Origin of the sequence: Flavonifractor sp. An92, from assembly GCF_002159175.1 — a bacterium.
In the GTDB taxonomy this organism is placed as follows: Bacteria; Bacillota; Clostridia; order Oscillospirales; family Oscillospiraceae; genus Pseudoflavonifractor_A.
On sequence record NZ_NFGZ01000018.1, the window covers coordinates 21,200 to 40,820 of the forward strand.

17 protein-coding genes are annotated in these 19,621 nt (G+C 64.2%); 7 read left to right on the forward strand and 10 right to left on the reverse strand.

Features of this window, described 5'->3' with window-relative positions:
- Positions 1-41 precede the first annotated feature (41 nt).
- Positions 42-230: a helix-turn-helix transcriptional regulator gene (locus tag B5G43_RS11875; protein ID WP_158097424.1), complete on the reverse strand. Its 189-nt coding sequence runs from the start codon at positions 228-230 to the stop codon at positions 42-44.
- Between the two features lie 105 nt (positions 231-335).
- On the opposite strand from B5G43_RS11875, the gene B5G43_RS11880 reads away from it, so the two are divergent.
- On the forward strand, positions 336-602 hold the full coding sequence (locus tag B5G43_RS11880; protein ID WP_087261653.1) for a hypothetical protein: 267 nt from the start codon (positions 336-338) through the stop codon (positions 600-602).
- Here B5G43_RS11880 and miaB read toward each other — a convergent pair.
- The 4 genes from miaB to B5G43_RS11900 all read right to left on the reverse strand — a co-directional run bounded on the left by miaB (position 582) and on the right by B5G43_RS11900 (position 4,507).
- A complete protein-coding gene (gene miaB, locus B5G43_RS11885; protein ID WP_087261655.1) occupies positions 582-1,985 on the reverse strand; it encodes a tRNA (N6-isopentenyl adenosine(37)-C2)-methylthiotransferase MiaB in 1,404 nt (467 codons plus the stop codon). The genes B5G43_RS11880 and miaB overlap by 21 nt on opposite strands.
- Positions 1,986-2,118: 133 nt before the next feature.
- Complete coding sequence (prmA, locus tag B5G43_RS11890; RefSeq protein ID WP_087261658.1) at positions 2,119-3,060, reverse strand: 50S ribosomal protein L11 methyltransferase; 942 nt, start codon at positions 3,058-3,060, stop codon at positions 2,119-2,121.
- A gap of 1 nt (position 3,061) precedes the next feature.
- Positions 3,062-3,940, reverse strand: coding sequence for a DegV family protein (locus tag B5G43_RS11895; protein WP_087261660.1), 879 nt, complete (start codon positions 3,938-3,940; stop codon positions 3,062-3,064).
- A 21-nt stretch (positions 3,941-3,961) separates the two neighbouring features.
- Complete coding sequence (locus B5G43_RS11900; protein ID WP_087261662.1) at positions 3,962-4,507, reverse strand: DUF1836 domain-containing protein; 546 nt, start codon at positions 4,505-4,507, stop codon at positions 3,962-3,964.
- Positions 4,508-4,699: 192 nt separating this feature from the next.
- Between B5G43_RS11900 and B5G43_RS11905 the strand changes: the two genes are divergently transcribed.
- The 3 genes from B5G43_RS11905 (at position 4,700) to B5G43_RS11915 (ending at position 8,276) form a co-directional block, all read left to right on the forward strand.
- Complete coding sequence (locus B5G43_RS11905; RefSeq protein WP_242960553.1) at positions 4,700-5,851, forward strand: HAMP domain-containing sensor histidine kinase; 1,152 nt, start codon at positions 4,700-4,702, stop codon at positions 5,849-5,851.
- Between the two features lie 175 nt (positions 5,852-6,026).
- Entirely contained in the window at positions 6,027-7,304 is a 1,278-nt protein-coding gene (obgE, locus tag B5G43_RS11910) for a GTPase ObgE (RefSeq protein ID WP_087261664.1), read from the forward strand.
- A 39-nt stretch (positions 7,305-7,343) separates the two neighbouring features.
- On the forward strand, positions 7,344-8,276 hold the full coding sequence (locus tag B5G43_RS11915) for an AEC family transporter (protein ID WP_087261666.1): 933 nt from the start codon (positions 7,344-7,346) through the stop codon (positions 8,274-8,276).
- 53 nt (positions 8,277-8,329) lie between these two features.
- On the opposite strand, the gene glgB is transcribed toward B5G43_RS11915, so the two are convergent.
- Positions 8,330-10,126, reverse strand: coding sequence for a 1,4-alpha-glucan branching protein GlgB (gene glgB, locus B5G43_RS11920; RefSeq protein ID WP_087261709.1), 1,797 nt, complete (start codon positions 10,124-10,126; stop codon positions 8,330-8,332).
- A gap of 153 nt (positions 10,127-10,279) precedes the next feature.
- Here glgB and B5G43_RS11925 point away from each other — a divergent pair, with 153 nt between their 5' ends.
- Both B5G43_RS11925 and B5G43_RS11930 read left to right on the forward strand, forming a co-directional pair.
- Positions 10,280-10,819: a TetR/AcrR family transcriptional regulator gene (locus B5G43_RS11925; protein ID WP_087261668.1), complete on the forward strand. Its 540-nt coding sequence runs from the start codon at positions 10,280-10,282 to the stop codon at positions 10,817-10,819.
- 173 nt (positions 10,820-10,992) lie between these two features.
- The gene (locus tag B5G43_RS11930; protein ID WP_087261670.1) at positions 10,993-13,152 is read left to right on the forward strand and encodes a 5'-nucleotidase C-terminal domain-containing protein; all 2,160 of its coding nucleotides are present in this window, start codon (positions 10,993-10,995) and stop codon (positions 13,150-13,152) included.
- 85 nt (positions 13,153-13,237) lie between these two features.
- Here B5G43_RS11930 and B5G43_RS11935 read toward each other — a convergent pair whose 3' ends face one another.
- The 4 genes from B5G43_RS11935 to B5G43_RS11950 form a co-directional block, all read right to left on the reverse strand.
- Complete coding sequence (locus tag B5G43_RS11935; protein WP_087261672.1) at positions 13,238-14,620, reverse strand: DUF4179 domain-containing protein; 1,383 nt, start codon at positions 14,618-14,620, stop codon at positions 13,238-13,240.
- Positions 14,617-15,126, reverse strand: a complete 510-nt coding sequence (locus B5G43_RS11940; RefSeq protein ID WP_087261674.1) for an RNA polymerase sigma factor — start codon at positions 15,124-15,126, stop codon at positions 14,617-14,619. The genes B5G43_RS11935 and B5G43_RS11940 overlap by 4 nt, the downstream gene beginning before the upstream one ends.
- A gap of 527 nt (positions 15,127-15,653) precedes the next feature.
- Positions 15,654-17,462 carry a translation elongation factor 4 gene (gene lepA / locus B5G43_RS11945; RefSeq protein ID WP_087261675.1) on the reverse strand — a complete coding sequence of 603 codons (1,809 nt, stop codon included), beginning with the start codon at positions 17,460-17,462 and terminating at the stop codon, positions 15,654-15,656.
- Between the two features lie 37 nt (positions 17,463-17,499).
- Positions 17,500-18,201 (reverse strand): helix-turn-helix transcriptional regulator, encoded by a 702-nt coding sequence (locus tag B5G43_RS11950; protein WP_087261677.1) that lies wholly within the window; start codon positions 18,199-18,201, stop codon positions 17,500-17,502.
- A 217-nt stretch (positions 18,202-18,418) separates the two neighbouring features.
- Between B5G43_RS11950 and pta the strand changes: the two genes are divergently transcribed.
- Positions 18,419-19,396, forward strand: a complete 978-nt coding sequence (pta, locus tag B5G43_RS11955) for a phosphate acetyltransferase (RefSeq protein WP_087261679.1) — start codon at positions 18,419-18,421, stop codon at positions 19,394-19,396.
- The last annotated feature ends 225 nt before the right edge of the window (positions 19,397-19,621 follow it).

Consider the following 19,621-nt stretch of genomic DNA (forward strand, 5'->3'; position numbering starts at 1 on the left):
GGACGCCCGTGCGGCGAGCACACCCCCGGCGGGGCCGGGTCTTACGGCTCGTCCCGGAGGCCCAGCAGGTAGTCGCTGCTGACGTTAAAGTAGCGGGCCATGCGCACGATGGTGGAGGCGGTGGGCTCCCGCTCGCCATATTCATACCGTTTATAGGCGCTGTACGACAGGTCCAGAAGTTCGGCAAGTTCGTCCTGCTTCTTCTGATTGGCCAGCCGCAATTCTTTCAAGCGCTCTGATAAAACACTCATCCTGTGCTTCCTCTTGACAGCTCCATTCGGAGCTGATATGATTATAATATCTCCAAACGGAGCTGTTGTCTAGGAGGTGCCGCCATGTCCGACTTACTGGAATACCTCAGCGCCTACGTTCGGGAGCAGGCGCCCCGCTTCCTCTCCGACCCGGAGTATGAGCAGAACCGTGCTTATCGGGACTGGCACTTCTCCTGGCTCCAGGACCATCTGGACCCGGAGGCCCTGCGGCACCTGGAGGATTTCGAGGGCCACCTTTTCCTGACGGCCTGCGCGGAGGAGGAATCCCTCATCCGCGCCGCCCTGTCCGTGGGGGCCCGGCTGGGGGCCTTAGGCCAGCTCGCCGAATAGGGACCACTTGTTGGCCCCGGTGATAGCCACGTTCACAAACTGCCCGATGAGCTTCTCGTCCCCCTCCAGGTGGACCAGCCGGTTGCCGGGAGTGCGGGCGGTGAGGCCCTTCTCGTCCTTCCCGTCCACCAAACAGCGGACGGTCTTGCCGATGTAGGCTGCGTGCTTCTCCTCCGAAATCTGGTCCTGCCGCTCCACCAGGCGCTGGAACTCCTTCAGCTTCTCCTCCCGGGACATGGGGTCCGGCATAGAGGCGGCGGGAGTGCCCACCCGGGGCGAGTAGATGAAGGTAAAGAGGGCGTCGAAGCGCACCTCCTCAATGAGGGTCATGGTGTCCTCGAACTCCTCCGCCGTCTCGCCGGGGAAGCCCACGATGACGTCGGAAGTAATCACTACGTCGGGAATGGCCTCCCGCAGGCGGCGGACCTTGTCCAGGTACCCCGCCCGGTCGTACACCCGGTTCATGGCCTTCAGCACCCGGTCGTTGCCCGCCTGGAAGGGCAGGTGGAAGCAGGGCGCAATTTTCGGGGAGGACGCCATGGTGTCGAAGAGCTTCTGGGAGGCGTCCTTGGGGTGGCTGGTCATGAAGCGCAGCAGGAACTCCCCGGGGATCTCCGAAGCGGCTTTCAGGAGGTCGGCGAAGTCCACCTTCTCGTCCAGGTCCTTGCCGTAGGAATTCACGTTCTGGCCCAGAAGGGTGATGTCCTTGTAGCCGTCGGCCACCAGACCCCGGATCTCCTCCAGGATGACCTCCGGCTTGCGGCTGCGCTCCCGGCCCCGGACGTAAGGCACGATGCAGTAGGTGCAGAAGTTGTTGCACCCGTACATGATGGACACCCAGGCCTTCACGGTGCCCTGGCGCACCACGGGGATGCCCTCGGCGATGGAGCCGGCCTCGTCGGTGTTCTCAAAGACCCGCTTGCCGGTGGCCCGGAAGCGCCACAGCAGCTCCGGGAAGCGCCACAGGGCGTGGGGCCCGAAGAGGATGTCCACCTGCCGGTAGGACTCCTTCACCTTTTTCGCCACGTGCTCCTCCTGGGCCATGCAGCCGCACAGGCAGATGATCTGGTTGGGGTTGGCCCGCTTGGTGTGGGTGAGGGCGCCCACGTTGCCCAGCACCCGCTGCTCGGCGTGCTCCCGGATGGCGCAGGTGTTCACCAGCACCAGGTCGGCCTGGTGCTCGTCGTCGGTGAAGCCGTAGCCCATCTCGCTCAAATAGCCCCGCAGGCGCTCGGAGTCGGCCTCGTTCTGCTGACAGCCGTAGGTGTCCACCATGGCCAGGGGGGTGTGGTCCATGGCCGCATTCATGGCGTGGACCTTCATGCAGTAGTCCATCTGGAGGGCGATCTGCTCCCCGCTGATCTGTGTCGTCTCTCGCTTCAAGTGTGTTCCTCCGCTTCCGTTTGTTCCAGAGAATTTATCAAAAAATTGTATCACTATTTCCAGGAAAGCGCAAGGTTTCCTTTCTGGAAAGACAAAGCGCGCGCCGCGTGTCCGCGGCGCGCGCTGCTGCTGTTTAACGGGCTGCCAGGGCCACCCAGCCCTTGCGCTCCCAGCGTCCGATGAGGGTGAGGCCGTTGCGCTGAAGGGCGGCCACGACCTCCTCGGCCCGGGTGTCGATGATGCCGGAGCAGAGGAACACTCCGCCGGGGGTCAGGAAGCGGCGGACCTCCCGGGAGAGGGGGATGATGACGTCGGCCACGATGTTGGCCAGCACCAGCTCATAGGGTTTTTCCGCCAGCTCGTCCACCAGCTTCCGGTCGGAGAGCACGTCCCCGGCCAGGACCCGGTAGCGGTCCTTGCCGATGTCGTTCATGGCGGCGTTTTCATAGGCCACGCCCACGGCCTTGGGGTCGATGTCCACGGCCACGGCCTCCGCCGCGCCCAGGCGCAGGGCGGCGATGGAGAGGATGCCGCTGCCGCAGCCCAGATCCAGCACCCGGCAGCCGGGGGTGGTGTGCTCCTCCACCCCCGCCAGACACAGCTGGGTGGAGGCGTGGGAGCCGGTGCCGAAGGTGAGGCCGGGGTTCAGATAGAGGGCGGTGCGCCCCTCGGGCACGGGGGTGGTGTCCTTCTCCCACTCGGGAACGATGTAGAGGCGCTTGCCGATCTCCATGGGCTTATAGTACTTCTGCCAGGAGTGGGCCCAGTCGTTCTCCCCCAGCACCGCCGTGGTGTAAGGGAGGTCGATGCCGCGCATCCACTGTTCCAGCTGGGCGCGGCCGTCGGCGTCGTCGGTGACGTAGAACTTCACCCGGCTCACGCCCTTCATCCGCTCCAGAAGCTCGTCGTCCACATAGTCCCAGTACTGCCGGTTCTCCTCCAGGAAGCGGAGGAACTCCCCCTCCTCCTCCAGCACCAGGCCGTTGACGCCGTTCATGGTCAGCCGGGCGGCCACGTTTTCCAGGTCGGCGGCGGTGGTCTCCACCGCCACCTCCAGCCACTTCAGGTCTTCCATCTTACCGCTCCTTTCCCACGAAGAAGAGGGCCAGGGTGCCCGGGCCGGAGTGGGCGCCGATGACGGGGCCCACCTCGTTGAGGATGATCTTCTCCCGGGGGATGCCGAAGCGGCGGGACACCTCGCCGGCCACGAACTCGGCGTCCTCGATGCAGTCGCCGTGGCTGATGAAGATGGTCTGGTGCTCCGGGTCGATGGCGGTCTCCGCCATATGGTCCACCAGAGCGGTCAGAGAGGCCTTGCGGCCCCGGGCCTTGGCCATGTTGATGAGGTGTCCCTCATTGTCCACGTGGAGCACCGGCTTGATCTGGAGCATGGTGCCCACCACGGCGGTGGCCGCCGAGATACGGCCGCCCCGCTTGAGGAAGTGGAGGTCGTCCACGGTGAACCAGTGGCAGAGGTTGAGCTTGTTGGCCTCGGTCCAGTCCCGGACCTCCTCGATGGTCTTGCCCGCCTGGCGCATCCGGGCGGCGTACCACACCAGCAGGCCCTGGCCCAGGGAGGCGCAGAGGGTGTCCACGGTGTAGAGTTTGCGCTCGGGGTACTTCTCCCGCAGCTCCTCCACCGCCAGGCGGGAGGAGTTATAGGTGGTGGACAGGCCCGAGGAGAAGGCCAGGACCAGCACGTCCTTGCCCGCCTGGAGCAGGGGCTCCAGCATCTCGGTGTACTCGGACACATTCACCGCCGAGGTGGTGACCAGCTTGCCCCCCCGCAGGGCGGCGTACAGGTCCTTCACCGGCATCTCCCGGCGGTCCGGGTAGTCGTGGTAGTTCTTCCCCTCCATGGTAAAGGTGAGGGGGAGCACCTCCAGCTCCAGCTCCTTGACCAGGGCGTCGGTGAGGTCCGCCGAAGAATCGGTGAGAATGACATATTCGCTCATGGGAAAATCCCTCCTGACAGATCAGTTGTTTTTCTCGCGCTTGCGGGGCTGCTTTTCCCCGGGGTCCTGCTCGGCCAGGATGTCCAGAATGCGCTGGCAGGCCAGACGGTCGGCGTAGCTGCGCAGGGCCAGGTTCAGCGCCAGACGGGGCAGGTCCTCCTTCTCGCAGTCCTCCGGCAGGCTCTGGGCCGTCTCGGTGAGGGCGTCGGACAGCTGCCGGCAGAAATAGGCGTACAGCTCCGCGGTGTCCCGCTTGCGCTTGGTGCCCGTGGCGATGAGGCGCTTGGCCTCCTTCACGGAGAGCACCTGCTTGAGCACGCAGATGGCGGTGAGATAGGCCAGATGGATGCGGGAGTACCGCTTTCCCTCCGCCCGGGGCAGGAGCCCGTCCTTGATGTAGTTGTTGACCATGGCGGAGGTGAGCAGGTCCCCCTCCCCATAGTGGATGAGCTGACGGGGCATATAAGAGATGATCTGATCCATATACAGCCCGATGTCGGGGAAGGACTCCCACTCCACCGGACGCTGCTCGCTCAGCCGCTGGCGCAACTCCTGAATTTCCTCCATCTCCGTCCCTCCTTTTCCATTGACTGAGTGCTATTGTATCACATTGGAAAGTGAGAAGTAAAGGCCCGCAGGTGCTGAAAGGCGGGACTTTCCCTCACATAACGCGGTTATGCGCCTCCCGCCGGCCTTGCCAGGCGGAGCGGGCAGCTCTATAATGGAACTCAGACGTTCCCGCCGGGAGGAGGTCCCCACATGTACGAAAAACGCTATACCCGCCTGAAGCTCAAGATGCTCCTGCTGGTGGTCATCGGGGCCCTGGTGGCCTGCGCGCTGGCCCTGTTCCTGCTGGAGGTGGTGGTGGACGGGGTGCTCCAGGACCCCATCCCCCGCCTCTTCGTGTGGGTGGCCACCCACCTCTTCGGCCAGAGCACCGAGACGGCCGAGCAGGCCTATGGCCAGTACATCCGGGCCAACAAGGTGGAGTTCATCATCCTGGGTCTGGTGGTGCTGATGATCCTGGCCTTCTACGTGGCCATCGGGCGCTTCACCACCTGGCTGGAGGAGATCCGCTGGGCCACCCACTCCCTCACCGACACCGCCGTGGAGGAGATCCGCCTCCCCAAGGAGCTCCAGCCCCTGGAGCAGGATCTGAACGTGATCCGGCGGCAGCTGCTGGCCAAGGAGGCCCTGGCCAAGGAGAACGAGCGGCGGCAGCGGGACCTGACCGCCTTCCTGGCCCACGACCTCAAGACCCCTCTCACCTCGGTGGTGGGGTACCTGACCCTCCTCCACGACGAGCCCAATCTCACCGAAGAGCAGCGCACCAAATTCACCGGCGTGGCCCTGGACAAGGCCCGGCGGCTGGAGGAGCTGCTGGGGGAATTCTTCGACATCACCCGCATGGACCTGGACCGCATCCCGGCGGGGATGGTACCCATCCAGCTCACCGTGCTGCTGGAGCAGCTCTCCGACGAGTTTTACCCCATCTTCGCCGAGCGGGACCTGACCTGTGAGACGCGGCTGGAGCCCCATCTGATGGTGCAGGGGGACCCGGACAAGCTGGCCCGGGTGTTCGACAACGTCCTCCGGAACGCCTACCATTACAGCACCGCCGGCGGCGTGGTCCACGTCTCCGCCCAGCGGGAGGGCGACCGGGCCGAGGTGGTCATCTCCAACGAGGGCCTGGAGATCCCCGAGGGGGAGCTGGCCCACATCTTCGAAAAGTTCTACCGCCTGGACACCGCCCGCTCCTCCCGCACCGGCGGGGCGGGCCTGGGCCTGGCCATCGCCAAGGAGATCGTGGAGCGCCACGGCGGCACCATCCGGGCCGAGTCCAACGGCCGCTTCACCAGCTTCGTCATCTCCCTCCCCCTGTGCTCCGACCAGCCCCCGGAGCAGCCCTAGCGGGAACGCCGGAAAGGCGGGGTCCCGGAAGGCCGGAATGTGGCAGTTTTTCTCTTGTCACAGGGGAAAAAACATGATATATTTGTGGTAACATACGCAATATGGGACAAAATAAGGTGGCGATGGAGACATGGTCTCCACCGCCACTCCTTTCGCCTGCACAAAGGAGGTTTTTATGGCACAATTCATCGACACGGCCAAGATCACCGTCCGCTCGGGGGACGGCGGCAACGGCGCGGTGGCCTTCCACCGGGAGAAGTACGTGGCCGCCGGCGGGCCCGACGGCGGCGACGGCGGCCGGGGCGGCGACGTGATCCTGATGGTGGACCGGCACATGTCCACCCTGATGGACTTCCGCTACAAGCGCAAGTACACCGCCGGCAACGGCATGGACGGCTCAGGCAAGCGCTGCACCGGCAAGGACGGCGCCGACTGCGTCATCAAGGTCCCCCTGGGCACCGTGGTCCGCGACGCCGAGACCAATGAGATCATCTGCGACATGTCCGGCGACGAGCCCTACGTCCTCTGCCGGGGCGGCAACGGCGGCTGGGGCAACAAGCACTTCGCCACCCCCACCCGCCAGGTGCCCAGCTTCGCCAAGGCCGGTCTGCCCGGCCGCACTCGGGAGGTCATCCTGGAGCTGAAGCTGCTGGCCGACGTGGGCCTGGTGGGCTTCCCCAACGTGGGCAAGTCCACCCTGCTGAGCGTGGTGTCCAAGGCCCAGCCCAAGATCGCCAACTACCACTTCACCACCCTTTTCCCCAACCTGGGCGTGGTGTATGTGGACGAGGGCGTGTCCTTCGTCCTGGCCGACATCCCCGGCATCATCGGGGGCGCCAGCGAGGGCGCCGGTCTGGGCCACGACTTCCTGCGGCACATCGACCGCTGCCGCCTCCTGATCCATGTGGTGGACGTGTCGGGCTGCGAGGGCCGGGACCCCGTGGAGGACTTCGAGGCCATCCAGGCCGAGCTGAAGGAGTACTCCCCCGCGCTGGCCTCCCGCCGCATGATCGTGGCGGGCAACAAGGTGGACATCGCCGCCGACCGCACCGCGCTGGAGGCCCTCAAGGCCCACGTGGAGGCCCTGGGCATGCCCTTCTATGAGATCTCCGCCGCTGCCCACCAGGGCACCCGGGAGCTGATGCTCTCCGCCGCCCGGGAGCTGGAGCACCTGCCCCCCATCACCGTGTACGAGCCCACCTATGTGGAGCGTCCCGCCCAGATCGACACCAGCGCCCCCCTGGACATTCGCCACGAGGATGACACCTGGATCGTGGAGGGCCCCTGGCTCCAGCGGCTCATGGCCAACACCAACTTCGGCGACTTCGAGTCCCGCAGCTGGTTCGACAAGATGCTCCGGCAGTCCGGCCTCTACGACCGGCTGGAGGAGATGGGCGTCCAGGACGGCGATACCGTGTCCCTCTACAACCTGGAATTCGAATACCAGCGCTGATTTTCCCACGCGCATACAACAGGAAGTGTTACAAACCCTATGCTGGACTATTTTCTCACTGTACTCGCCCAGGTCATCACGCTTTTTCTGCTGATGGGAGTGGGCTTCGTTCTGGGCCGCCTGGGGAAGGTGGGCGGGGAGGCGATCTCCCAGTTCACTTTCCTGCTGCTGTACATCGTGGCCCCCTGCGTGGTGCTGGAGACCATGCAGGCTGACGTGGACCCCTCCCTGCTCCCCCGCCTGGGCGAGGCGCTGGTCCTCACTCTGGCCCTCTACCTCTGCTTCAGCGCGGCGGTCCTCCCCTTTTTCCGCCGGGTGGACGGCCCCACCCAGACCTCCCTCCGCTTCGGCTGTGTCTACGGCAACGTGGGCTTCATGGGCCTGCCCCTGGCCGAGGCGGTCCTGGGCAGTCAAGCGCTGATCTACGCGGTCATCACGCTGGTGGTCTTTAACGTCTACTCCTGGATCCACGGCGTGCTGGTCATGGGCGGCAAGCGCGCCCTCTCCCCCCGCAGCGCCCTCATCAATCCGGGCACCGTGTCCCTGGTCCTGGGCCTGCCCTTTCTGCTGACCGGGACCCGCCTGCCCGGCAGCGTTCAGACCGCCGTGGGCTTTCTGGCCGATCTGAACACCCCGCTGGCCATGGTGGTCATCGGAGCCCAGATGGCTTCGGTGGACCTGGCCGCCATCCTGCGTCAGGGAAAACTCTTCCTGGCCTCCGCCATCCGCCTGGTGGCCATGCCGCTGTTCACCGCGCTGGTCCTTCTGCCCTTTCATCTGGACCCGCTGCTCTACTGCACCATGGTCATCCTGTCCGGCGCCCCCTCTGCCGGCCTCACCTCCATGTTTGCCCAGCGCTTCGGGCAGGACACCGCCGCCGCCGCGCAGCTGGTGAGCCTGTCCACCCTGCTGTCGGTGGTGACGCTGCCCCTGGTGGCGGTTCTGGCCCAGCAGCTCTCCGCGCTGCTGTGAGCCCTTTTAAATCCAAAAAAGGCCGCGCTCTCCAGTGAGAGCGCGGCCTTTTTTTACTCTTTGAGCAGTCGGTAGCACCGAGCGGCGCAGGGGGGCAGCGTCACCGTCACGGCGCCGTCTTTGGCCGGGAACACCCGCTCCTCCGAGGGCGTGGCCCCGCCGTAAAAGTCCCAGTCGCTGGCGATGACCAGCTCCAGTCCGGCGCTTCCCTCCGGCAGGGGGATGGTGCAGGGGACCTCCTCCCCAGCGGAGAAGCGGCACAGGGCCAGCATGGCCCCCGTCTCCCCCTTCCGCCAGAAGGCAAACACGTCCTCCCGGTCCGGATCGGTCTCCGCCCAGGAAAACCCCTCCGGCCGGTAGTCCCAGCCCCACAGGGGCTCCCAGCTCCGGTAAACCAAGTTCAGATCCCGGCGGAAGCGGTGGTAGGCCCCGTGATGCGGGTCCTCCAGTATGGCCCACTCCAGCGCCCGGTCCTCCCCCCACTCGTGGGGCTGGGCCAGGTCGTTGCCCATGAAATCCAGCTTTTTCCCCGGGTGAGTGTACATGTAGAGGTAGAGGGCCCGCAGCTGGTCCAGCTTCTCCCCCTCCGTCCCCGGCATCTTTTGCAGCATGGAGCCCTTGCCGTGGACCACTTCGTCGTGGGAGAGGGGCAGCAGATACCGCTCGTCGGAGAAGTAGTGCATGGAGAAGGTGAGCTTCCCCCGGTGCTTCCCCCGCTCCTCCGGCGGGAGGGCGAAATAGGCCAGGGTGTCGTTCATCCAGCCCATGTCCCACTTGTAGTGGAAGCCCATGCCTCCCATCTCCGGCGGGGCGGTGACGCCGCCGTGGGCGGAGGAGTCCTCGGCGGCCAGGAACACGTCGGGGTGGCGCTCCCGCAGGCCCCGGTTCATCTCCCGCAGGAAGGAGATGCCCCCGGCGTTCTCCCCCCGGGCCGGGTCCCCCTGCCAGTAGATGAGGTTGCGCACCGCATCCATCCGCAGGCCGTCGAAGTGGTATTTCTCCAGCCAGAAGTGGGCGGCCGACTGCAAAAAGCTGCGCACCTCGCCCCGGGAGTGCATGAAGTTGCAGCTCCCCCACTCGCTCACCCCCACATCCCGGTGGGGGTACTCATAGAGGGCGGTGCCGTCGTAGTTCCACAGGGCGTAGTCGTCCACGGCGAAGTGGACCGGCACGAAGTCCAGCACCACCCCGATGCCCCCCTGGTGGCACCAGTCCACGAAGGCCTTGAGCTGATCCGGGGTCCCATAGCGGGAGGTGGGGCTGAAGAACCCGGTGTTCTGATAGCCCCAGGAGGAGTCGCTGGGGTGCTCGCTCAGGGGCATCAGCTCCACGTGGGTGTAGCCGTTCTCCTGCAAATAGGGGATGAGCCGCCGGGCCAGGTCCTCATAGTCGTACCAGTCCGCCGGTCCCGGCCCCGGCTTCTGCCAGGCCCCGGCGTGGAGCTCGTAGAGGTTCACCGGCCGGTCCAGCCCCGCTCTACGGTGGGCCATCCAGTCCTCATCGTGGAATTCGTACCCGTCCACGTCCCACAGGATGGAGGCGGTGTGGGGCCGCAGCTCCATCCAGTACCCATAGGGGTCGCAGTGGTCCAGCACCTTGCCGTCCCCCTGGTAGATGCGGAATTTGTAGCCCATGCCCGCCCGGGCCTCCGGCACGGTGCAGGACCAGAAATTCCCGTCCCACTCCCGCTCCATGGGGATCTCCTCCCAGTTCCGGAACGCCCCGATGAGGGACACCTTCCGGGCCGCCGGGGCGAAGGTGCGGAACACCGCCCCCTCCCCCGTCAGCCGGGCGCCCAAAAAGGTGTAGGCGTCGAAACAGCTCCCGGTGTAAAAGCCATACAGATCCATGCGCTTCATCGCCTCTCGAAAAATCAACTTGCGTCGTTTATCCGTCTCGTATATGATATATTATAAGTTCTCAAATTTCTTCTCCCACCGTCAGTTTTCGCCCTGCGGCAAATATACGATTATTTTAGAGATTGGTTGAGAAAGGAGCTTACCATGGACCTGCGTGTTGCCCGTACCCGCCGCCACATCACGGCCGCTTTTCTGGAGCTGCGCGCCCAAAAACCCCTGGAGCGCATCACCATCAAGGATCTGGCCGCCCGGGCCGAGATCAACAAGGCCACCTTCTACCTCCACTTCCACGACATCTACCACCTGTCGGACACCGTGGAGCAGGAGATCGTCTCCTCGGTCATCGACCGCATCGAGAATCCGGAAAACCTCATCTTCCAGCCCTCTCAGGCCATCCGGGAGCTGACCTGCGCCTACCTCGCCCAGAAGGACCGCATCGACGTGGTCTTTTCCGGCGAACAGCGCCCCCATCTGGTCCAGCGCATCGACCACAGCATCCGCCAGAGTTTGTATGAGAAATATCCCCAGTGGCGGGACGACCGGGACAAGAACATCATGCTCAGCTACTGCATCTACGGCTCCTACCACGCCTTTATGGAGAACCGGCACTACGGCGTGGAGTCCGTCCTCCCTGCCATCTGCCGCATCTCCGACGCGGTGAAAGTCCTCTATGAGGGGAACTGACCAGAGTGTGACAGCGCTCCTAACTTCTGGGTCCCGTGTATCATTTTTGTAAAAAACATTTTATTTTTATCGGTTTTTTCTATACTTTTTCGTCATTCTGTGGTATTCTATTGAGTACACCTTGGGGAGACACTCTGTCTCCCCTCTCCGCACAACGAAAAGGAGTGAATGGAATGAAACGGAAGAACCTGCGTACCCTGCTGGCCGGCGTGATGACCGCCGCCATGCTGGTCTCTCTGGTCCCCGCCGCTCTGGCCGCTGAGACCGGTGAGAAGCACATCACCATCCTGGGTACCTCGGATATGCACGGCAATATCTGGGGCTACTCCTACGAGGACAACACCGAGACCACCAACAACGGTATGGCCCGCCTGTACACCTACATCCAGCAGGTGCGCGCGGAAAACCCCAACACCATCCTCATCGACGCCGGTGATGACATCCAGGGCACCATCATGACCGACGACCTGTACAACAAGACCCCCGAGGAGGCCCATCCCGTCATCACCGCCATGAACTACATGGGCTATGACGCCATGACTCTGGGCAACCACGAGTTCAACTGGGGCATCTCCACCATGCAGACCATCCTGGGCCAGGCCGACTTCCCCGTGCTGGCCGCCAATGTCACCGACGCTGAGGGCAACTACGTCACCGGCGCCGGCTGGACCATCGTGGAGAAGGACGGCGTGAATGTGGCCATCATCGGCGTCGTCACCCCCGACGTGCCCATCTGGGACGGCGGCAAGGAGGGCATCGAGGAGGCCACCTTTGAGGCCGCCAACGAGGCCGTGGGCAAGGCCATCGACGAGATCGGCGATCAGGCCGACGTGATCGTGGTCTCCGCCCACATGGGCATGTACGCCGAGTTCGACGAGGAGGGCGGCTCTGATTCCGCTCAGAAGATCCTGGACGACAACCCCGAGATCGACGTGCTCCAGGTGGCCCACAACCACGTGGTGGTCAACGACAAGCAGGGCAACACCGTCATCGGCGGCGTGCGCAACGGCGGCCGTGACATCGCCCGCTTCGATCTGACCCTGGACAAGGACAACAACGTGGTCGACGCCACGGTGGAGATCGTGGACATGACCGACGTGACCCCCAGCCAGGAGATCCGGGAGATCCCCCTGGTGGCTGAGGCCCATCAGAAGACCATCGACTACATCGCCGGCGGCACCGACGAGAGCGGCGAGCCCCTGCCCCCGCTGGGCACCACCACCGCCAAGTTCCAGCCCGAGGATGAGATCAAGGGCATTCCCGCCGGCCGTCTGATGGACACCGCCGTTATGGACCTCATCAACCAGATCCAGCTTGAAAATTCCGGCGCCGACGTCTCCGCCGCCGCTCTCTTCAAGAACACCAGCGATCTGCCCGCGGGCGACATCAACTACGGCAACATCTTCGACATCTACAAGTTCGACAACACCCTCTACCGCGTGGAGGTCACCGGCGCCGAGCTGAAGGCCTACATGGAGTGGTCCGCTGAGTGCTACAACCAGTGGGAGGAGGGCGACATCAACATCTCCTTCGACCCCGAGTACCCCGACTACCTCTATGACATGTTCGCTGGCGTGGACTACGAGATCGACCTGTCCCAGCCCAAGGGCCAGCGCATCAAGAACGTCATGTTCAAGGGCGAGCCCCTGCAGGACGACCAGACCCTCACCCTGGCTGTGAACAACTACCGCTACTCCTCCGCCCTGAAGGGCCAGAACCTGATCTCCGGCACCAAGGAGTGGGAGTCCTCCAACTCCATCCGCGACATGATCGTGGCCTACTTCGCCGAGCACTCCCCTGTGGCCCCCACCGTGGACAACAACTGGAAGATCGTGGGCGTGGACCTGAACGAGGATGATCCCCGCCGCGCTGAGCTCATCGGCTACATCAACGCCGGTCTGCTGGACACCCCCTACGCTGAGAGCTACAACCTGGCCGACTATGACGCCCTGGTCGCTCAGGCCAAGGAGAACGCCTCCGTCCTGGTGGACGGCGCCCCCAAGGCCGTCGCCACTGTCACCGTGGGCGATGTGACCTACTACGGCCTGCGTGATCTGGCCGTGGCTCTGGCCGGCACCGACGCTCAGTTCGAGGTGGGCTGGGACGGCCAGGTGGTCATCACCACCGGCACCGCCTACACCGGCTCCGCTCTGACCGCCTACACCGGCAGCGACGCCGCCGCAGCCACCCTCACCGCTCAGGTGGACGGCTCCGCTGTGGAGGCCGACGCCGCCCTGGCCGCCGGCAACTACTACCTGTCCGCCGACGCGGTGCAGACCCTGCTGGGTGTCACCGCTGTGGCTGACGGCGCGCTGAACATCACCACCAAGTAAATTTGGTTTCCTCCTTCTTGCAGCATGAGGAGCGCCCCCCAAATCCGGGGGGCGCTCCTCGTTTCTTTGAAAAGGATTCCAATGGTTACGGCAGGTCGAAGGTCACGTCCCCAATGGTCACCGAGGCCACCTGGCTGGTGTCCAGGAGACAGGGCGCGCCGTCCTCGGTGAGAAGGGTGTATTCCAGTGTACAGGCGTCCTCGCTCTGGTGGCCGCCATAGTTCCAGGGCTCCAGCACGGTGCCGTCAGTCAGGGTGATGGTGAGGGGCACCCTCAGCGAGGCGTCGTAGGCCTCATCCAACTCCAGCTCCAGGGCGATCTCCCGGGCCGAGAGGCGCAGCTCCCGCAGCAGGAGGGTCTTGCCCTCCGCCTGGATGGGCTCCAGGGGAAGGGTAACTGCGGCGCTGGTGTCCACCTGGAAGGACAGCTCAAAGGGCTCCGTGGTGACCAGCTGGGCGATCTGATACTCCGCCTCCAGCTCCAGCCAGGGCAGGTCCTCCGCCGTCAGGGGGCAATCCCGGAACGACGTGACCCAGACCTCGGTCCCGTCGGGGAGATAGGCCGTGGTGCTGCTGACCGCCTCATAGCGCGCCCCCGTTCGGGTGTCGATGAGCGCGCCGGCTTCCACGCCGATGCAGTCGGTCAGGTCCCGCACCCCATGGATGCTCTCCACCGCGATGGACAGGCCGTCTTCGGTCATCAGGGCGCCCCGCACCGCTGCGCCGGAAAAGCCCTCCACGGCGGGGATGGGCAGGTCACAGTCCTGTTCCGCCAGGAGGCGGCCCATCCGGGTGGGAGGATCGGCCTCTGGATCACGGGCATAGGTGGGGATCTCCCGCTCCGCCAGCGTCTCCAGAGACAGGGTGGCCGTCTCTACCTCATACCACTTGCCCAGCGCGGGCACTTCATAGGTGAGGGTTCGGCCAGCCAGGGAATCCACATCGTGAATCGACTGATCCTCCACAAAATATAGGGTCTTGCCGTCGCCGGACAGCCTCCTGCCGCCCATGCCGTAGCCGCCGCTGGTGGTGAGGACCTGTTTCCCGTCCAGGCTCAGGGTGCTCTCCAGCCTCATGTCGCCGAAATACATGCGCAGGTCCGGGTCGATCTCCGCCCCGTCGGTCCGGGTGAGGGACAGGAGGAGCATCAGGCCGGCGTCATCGGCCACCGCGTCCTCCACGGTGAGGGTGTAGTCCCCATGGGTCTGGGAGACATTCAGCTCGGTGACGGCGTTTTCCGGCACGCCGGGGAAGAAGTACCGCCAGGCGTCGCTGAGCCCGGCAGCCCCCACCACCGCGCCCAGCATGACCACCAGGCAGGCCGCCGCCACGGCCATGCGGAAATAGGGCCGGTTGTGCCGCTCCCGGCGCTCCAGCCGGGCGCGGACCCCCTCCTCCAGAGGGGCTTCGGGTGTTTCTACGGCGGAGAGCGCCTGATAAATGCGCTCCTCCTCGGGGGTTCGTTTCATAAAGATCCCTCCTGTTCGGTGAGCAGGCGGGCCAGCTTGCCCCGGGCCCGCTCATAACGTTTGCGTAAGGTAGCCTCGCTCTTGCCCAGCATCTGGGAGAGCTCCTCGTAGCTGCGCTCCTCCATCACCCGGCCAAAAATCAGGGCCCGCTCCTCCGCCGTCAGGGCGAGAAGGGCTTTCCGCAGCTCCGGGCCGATGTAATCCGGGTCCTCCGCCGGGGCGGCGGGTGGGACAAAGAGCTGTTTTTTGCGCCGCCGCAGCAGGTCCACGCAGGTGGTGTAGGCCAGGCGGTAGAGCCAGGCGGACAGGTTGGTGCCCGACTGGAAGCGGCGGCGGTGGGTGTAGGCCTTGCAGAAGGTGATCTGCACCGCGTCCTGGGCCTCGTGGTAGTCGCACAGGATGTGGTGGCAGTAGCGCAGCAGCGGCTGGCCGTAGCGGTCGATGACCTGGGCGAGGGCGTCCTCCTCCCCCGCCGTGAAGGCGGCGTCCAGCGCTTGGGCATCCATAAGACCACTTCCTTTCCTCTCGTTTGAAACCTGGTTTCACCTTTTATAACGCAGACCGGACTTGGTTTGTGACAGCAAAAAGCCCCCGGCAGGAATTTCCTGTCGGGGGTCGATCTGTTTTTTGGGAACCTCCCGGGGGTGCGCTCGCCGCGCGGGCCGCCTGCTCGGCGGGAGCACCGCTTTCTTTGCAAAGAAAGCGGTGGGAAAGAAAGCCCAGAGGGGGGATACCCCCCTCTGGACTCCCCCAAAGCGCATCCCGGCTTTCATTCTTCTGCGGCTGTATTTCCTCAGCCTGGCGTGGCCAATTCCGGGCTTTCCGCCTATCCGGATAGCGTTGTACCCCGCTGCTCGGGGCGGCCCCATAAAAGGCCGCCCTTTTGGAGGGGAGTGGAGAGGGGAACGAGAAGTTCCCCTCTCCGCCTTTTCTTTCCCCGGTTTCTTTTCGCGAAAAGAAATCGGGCCCTGTCCGGGCAGGACGCCCGCCCGGCGAGGGCAACAGTTCCGGGCTGCCCGGAACAAAACACTTGTTACTCTTCGTCCAGCTTGAGGACAGCCATAAACGCCTCGGTGGGCAGCTGCACGGAACCCAGGGAGCGCATCTTCTTCTTGCCCTCCTTCTGCTTCTCCAGCAGCTTCTTCTTTCGGGTGATGTCACCGCCGTAACACTTAGCCAGCACGTCCTTGCGCACCGCCTTGACGGTCTCGCGGGCGATGACCTTGCCGCCGATGGCGGCCTGCACCGGCACCTCGAAGAGCTGGCGGGGGATGTTCTCCTTCAGCTTCTCGCAGATGCGGCGGGCCCGCTTGTAGGCCTTCTCCTTGTGGGCGATGAAGGACAGAGCATCCACCTGCTCGCCGTTGAGGAGCATGTCCACCTTCACCAGTTCGCTGGGCCGGTAGCCCTCCACCTCGTAGTCCAGGGAGGCGTAGCCCTTGGTGTTGGCCTTCAGGGCGTCAAAGAAGTCGTAGATGATCTCGTTGAGAGGCATGGAGTAGTGGATCTCCACCAGATTGGTGTCCAGATACTGCATGTCCTTGAACTCGCCCCGGCGGTCCTGGCACATGGGCATGATATTGCCCACATAGTCGGGGGGCGCGATGATGGAGACCTTCGCAAAGGGCTCCCGGGCCTCCTCGATGACGGCGGGGTCGGGGTAGTTGTGGGGGTTGTCCACGTGGACCACAGTGCCGTCGGTCTTGGTGATCTCATAGATGACCGACGGGAGGGTGGTCACCAGGTCCAGGTCGAACTCCCGCTCCAGCCGCTCCTGGATGATCTCCATGTGGAGCATGCCCAGAAAGCCGCAGCGGAAGCCAAAGCCCAGGGCTGCAGAGGACTCGGGCTCAAAGGACAGAGACGCGTCGTTGAGCTGGAGCTTCTCCAGCGCGTCCCGCAGGTCGGGGTATTTGCTGCCGTCCTCGGTGTACACGCCGCAGTAGACCATGGCCTGGGCGGGGCGGTAGCCGGGCAGGGGCTCGGCGGCGGGCGCCTCCACGCCGGTGATGGTATCGCCCACCCGGGTGTCCTTCACATTCTTGATGGAGGCGGTGAAGTAGCCGACCTCACCGGCGGAGAGGGACTGGGTGGGCTCCAGGCCCAGGGGGCGCAGGTAGCCGCACTCAATGACCTCGTACTCGGCGCCGGAGGCCATCATGCGCACCTTCATGCCGGTGCGGATGGTGCCCTCCATCACGCGGAAGTAGACGATGACGCCCCGGTAGGCGTCGTACTGGCTGTCGAAGATGAGGGCCTTCAGGGGGGCCTTGGGGTCGCCGGTGGGGGCGGGGATGTTCTGGACGATATCCTCCAGCACCGCGTCGATGTTCAGGCCCACCTTGGCGGAGATCTCGGGGGCGTCCATGGCGGGCAGGCCGATGACGTCCTCGATCTCGTGCTTGACCTTCTGGGGGTCGGCGGCGGGCAGGTCGATCTTGTTCACCACCGGGCGGATCTCCAGGTCGTGCTCCAGGGCCAGATAGGTGTTGGCCAGCGTCTGGGCCTCGATGCCCTGGGCGGCGTCCACCACCAGCACCGCGCCCTCACAGGCGGCCAGAGAGCGGGAGACCTCGTAGTTGAAGTCCACGTGGCCCGGGGTGTCGATGAGGTTGAGCTCGTACTCCTCCCCATCCTGGGCCTTGTAATTGAGCTTTACCGCCCGGGCCTTGATGGTGATGCCGCGCTCCCGCTCCAGGTCCATGTTGTCCAGAAGCTGGGACTCCATCTCCCGCTGGGAGACGGCGTTGCACTTCTCGATGAGCCGGTCGGACAGGGTGGATTTGCCGTGGTCAATGTGGGCGATGATACTGAAATTCCGAATCTTGGACTGGTCAGACAATCAAAACACCTCCGTCAGGGTTGGATGGGGGCAGGGCTTACTTGTTGCCCTTGTGGAACTCGATGCAGTTGGACACACGCACGCCGGTGTTGTGGACAATCTGCAGGAGGGACTGGTACGCGCCGGGGTAGTTCTCCATCAGCGCGTCGTGGTTCATGGCGGGGAAGGAGCCCTTCTCCCGGCGGTGGTCCTCCAGGGCCTCCACATAGGAGCAGCGGGAGCAGACCATGTCCGCCTGAGCCACGCCGGTGGCGAAGGCCGTGGGGGGCACGTCGAAGAAGTCCTCGTTCTGGGTGCCGTCGGCCCGGTAGAGGTGTCGGAAGAGGGTGTAGATGGCGGTGCTCAGGTAATCCGCCGCCCCCTTGATGGCCCCCTTGCACTCGGTCTTGCCCAGAAGGTCAAAGAGGACGCTGATGGAGTTGACCAGCAGCTTCTTGTTCAGCGTGGCCACGATGCTGCCGTGGAGAACGTTGTCCTTCTCGGTGGAGTAGTCGTACAGCTCCTCCGGCGAGACGATGGTGGAGCCGTCCTTGGTCAGCGTCCGGCCCAGCAGGAAATCGGCGGAGACGTTGTAGTAGTCGCAGGCACGGGTGACGAACGCCAGACCCGGTTCCCGAACGCCGTTTTCATAGTGCGAGAGGAGCGCCTGGCTGATGCCCAGATCCTTGGCCGCGGCGCGCTGGGAGATCCCCTTTTCCTGCCGGAGCAGGGAGAGGCAGCGGGAGAAATCGGAATGCATATCGACAACACCTCATGACGAAATGTAGATAAAAGGACGGCCCACTCCCGGGCGGAGGGGTCGCGAAAAACAGCGTGTATAGTATAGCTTGATGAATACAAAAAGTAAATCAATAAATTGACCGAATTTTTTGAATTAAGGATTGTAGTTATTCTATGAACTGGTGTATAATGAGCATACCAATAACCATACCGCGATTAGAAAAGGGGTTTTTCCTATGTTCGGTAAATTGATTGCAAAGCTGAAGCAGTCTCCCAAGAAGATCGTCTTTACTGAGGGTACCGACCCCCGCATCCTGGAGGCCAGCGCCCGCCTGCTGGCCGGAACCTGGCTGACTCCCATTCTGGTGGGCAACGTGGATGAGGTGAAGGCCGCCGCCGAAGAGGCCGGCTTCAACATCCGCGGCGCCGAGATCATCGATCCCGCCACCTATCCCCGCATGGAGGAGATGGTGCAGAAGATGGTGGAGCTGCGCAAGGGCAAGATGACCGAGGAGCAGGTCCGCGACTACCTGAAGCGCGGCAACTACTTCGGCACCATGCTGGTGAAGATGGGCGAGGCCGACGCTCTGCTGGGCGGCGCCACCTACTCCACCGCCGACACCGTCCGTCCTGCCCTGCAGCTCATCAAGACCAAGCCGGGCAACAAGATCGTGTCCTCCTGCTTCATCATGGTCCGTCCTTCCGCCACCGGCGGCAACGAGGTGCTGGTCATGGGCGACTGCGCCATCAACATCAAGCCCACCGAGGACGAGCTGGTGGAGATCGCCATCGAGTCCGCCCGCTGCGGCAAGATCTTCGGCGTGGATCCCCAGGTCGCCATGCTGTCCTACTCCACCCTGGGCTCCGGCGCCGGTGAGGACGTGGACAAGATGCGCAACGCCACCGCCAAGATCCGGGCCGCCATGCCCGAGCTCCCCGTGGAAGGCGAGATCCAGTTTGACGCCGCCGTGTCCCCCAACGTGGCCCGCACCAAGTGCCCCAACTCTCCCGTGGCCGGCCACGCCAACACCTTTATCTTCCCCGACATCAACGCGGGCAACATCGGCTACAAGATTGCCCAGCGTCTGGGTAACTTCGACGCCTACGGCCCCATCCTGCTGGGCCTGAACGCCCCTATCAACGACCTCTCCCGCGGCTGCAACGCCCAGGAGGTCTACTCCATGGCCATCATCACCGCCGCTCTGGCCGACTGATCCAGAATGTGAGACAGGAGCATCCCAAATCGGGGTGCTCCTGTTTTTTTGTGGGACAGTCTTTCCCTGGGAACCTCCCGGGGGTGCGCTCGCCGCGCGGGCCGCCTGCTCGGCGGGAGCCCCATTTCTTTTCTCGAAAAGAAATGGGGGAAAGAAAAGAAGGAGAGGGGAACTTCTCGTTCCCCTCTCCACTCCCCTCCAAAAGGGCGGCCTTTTAAGGGGGCC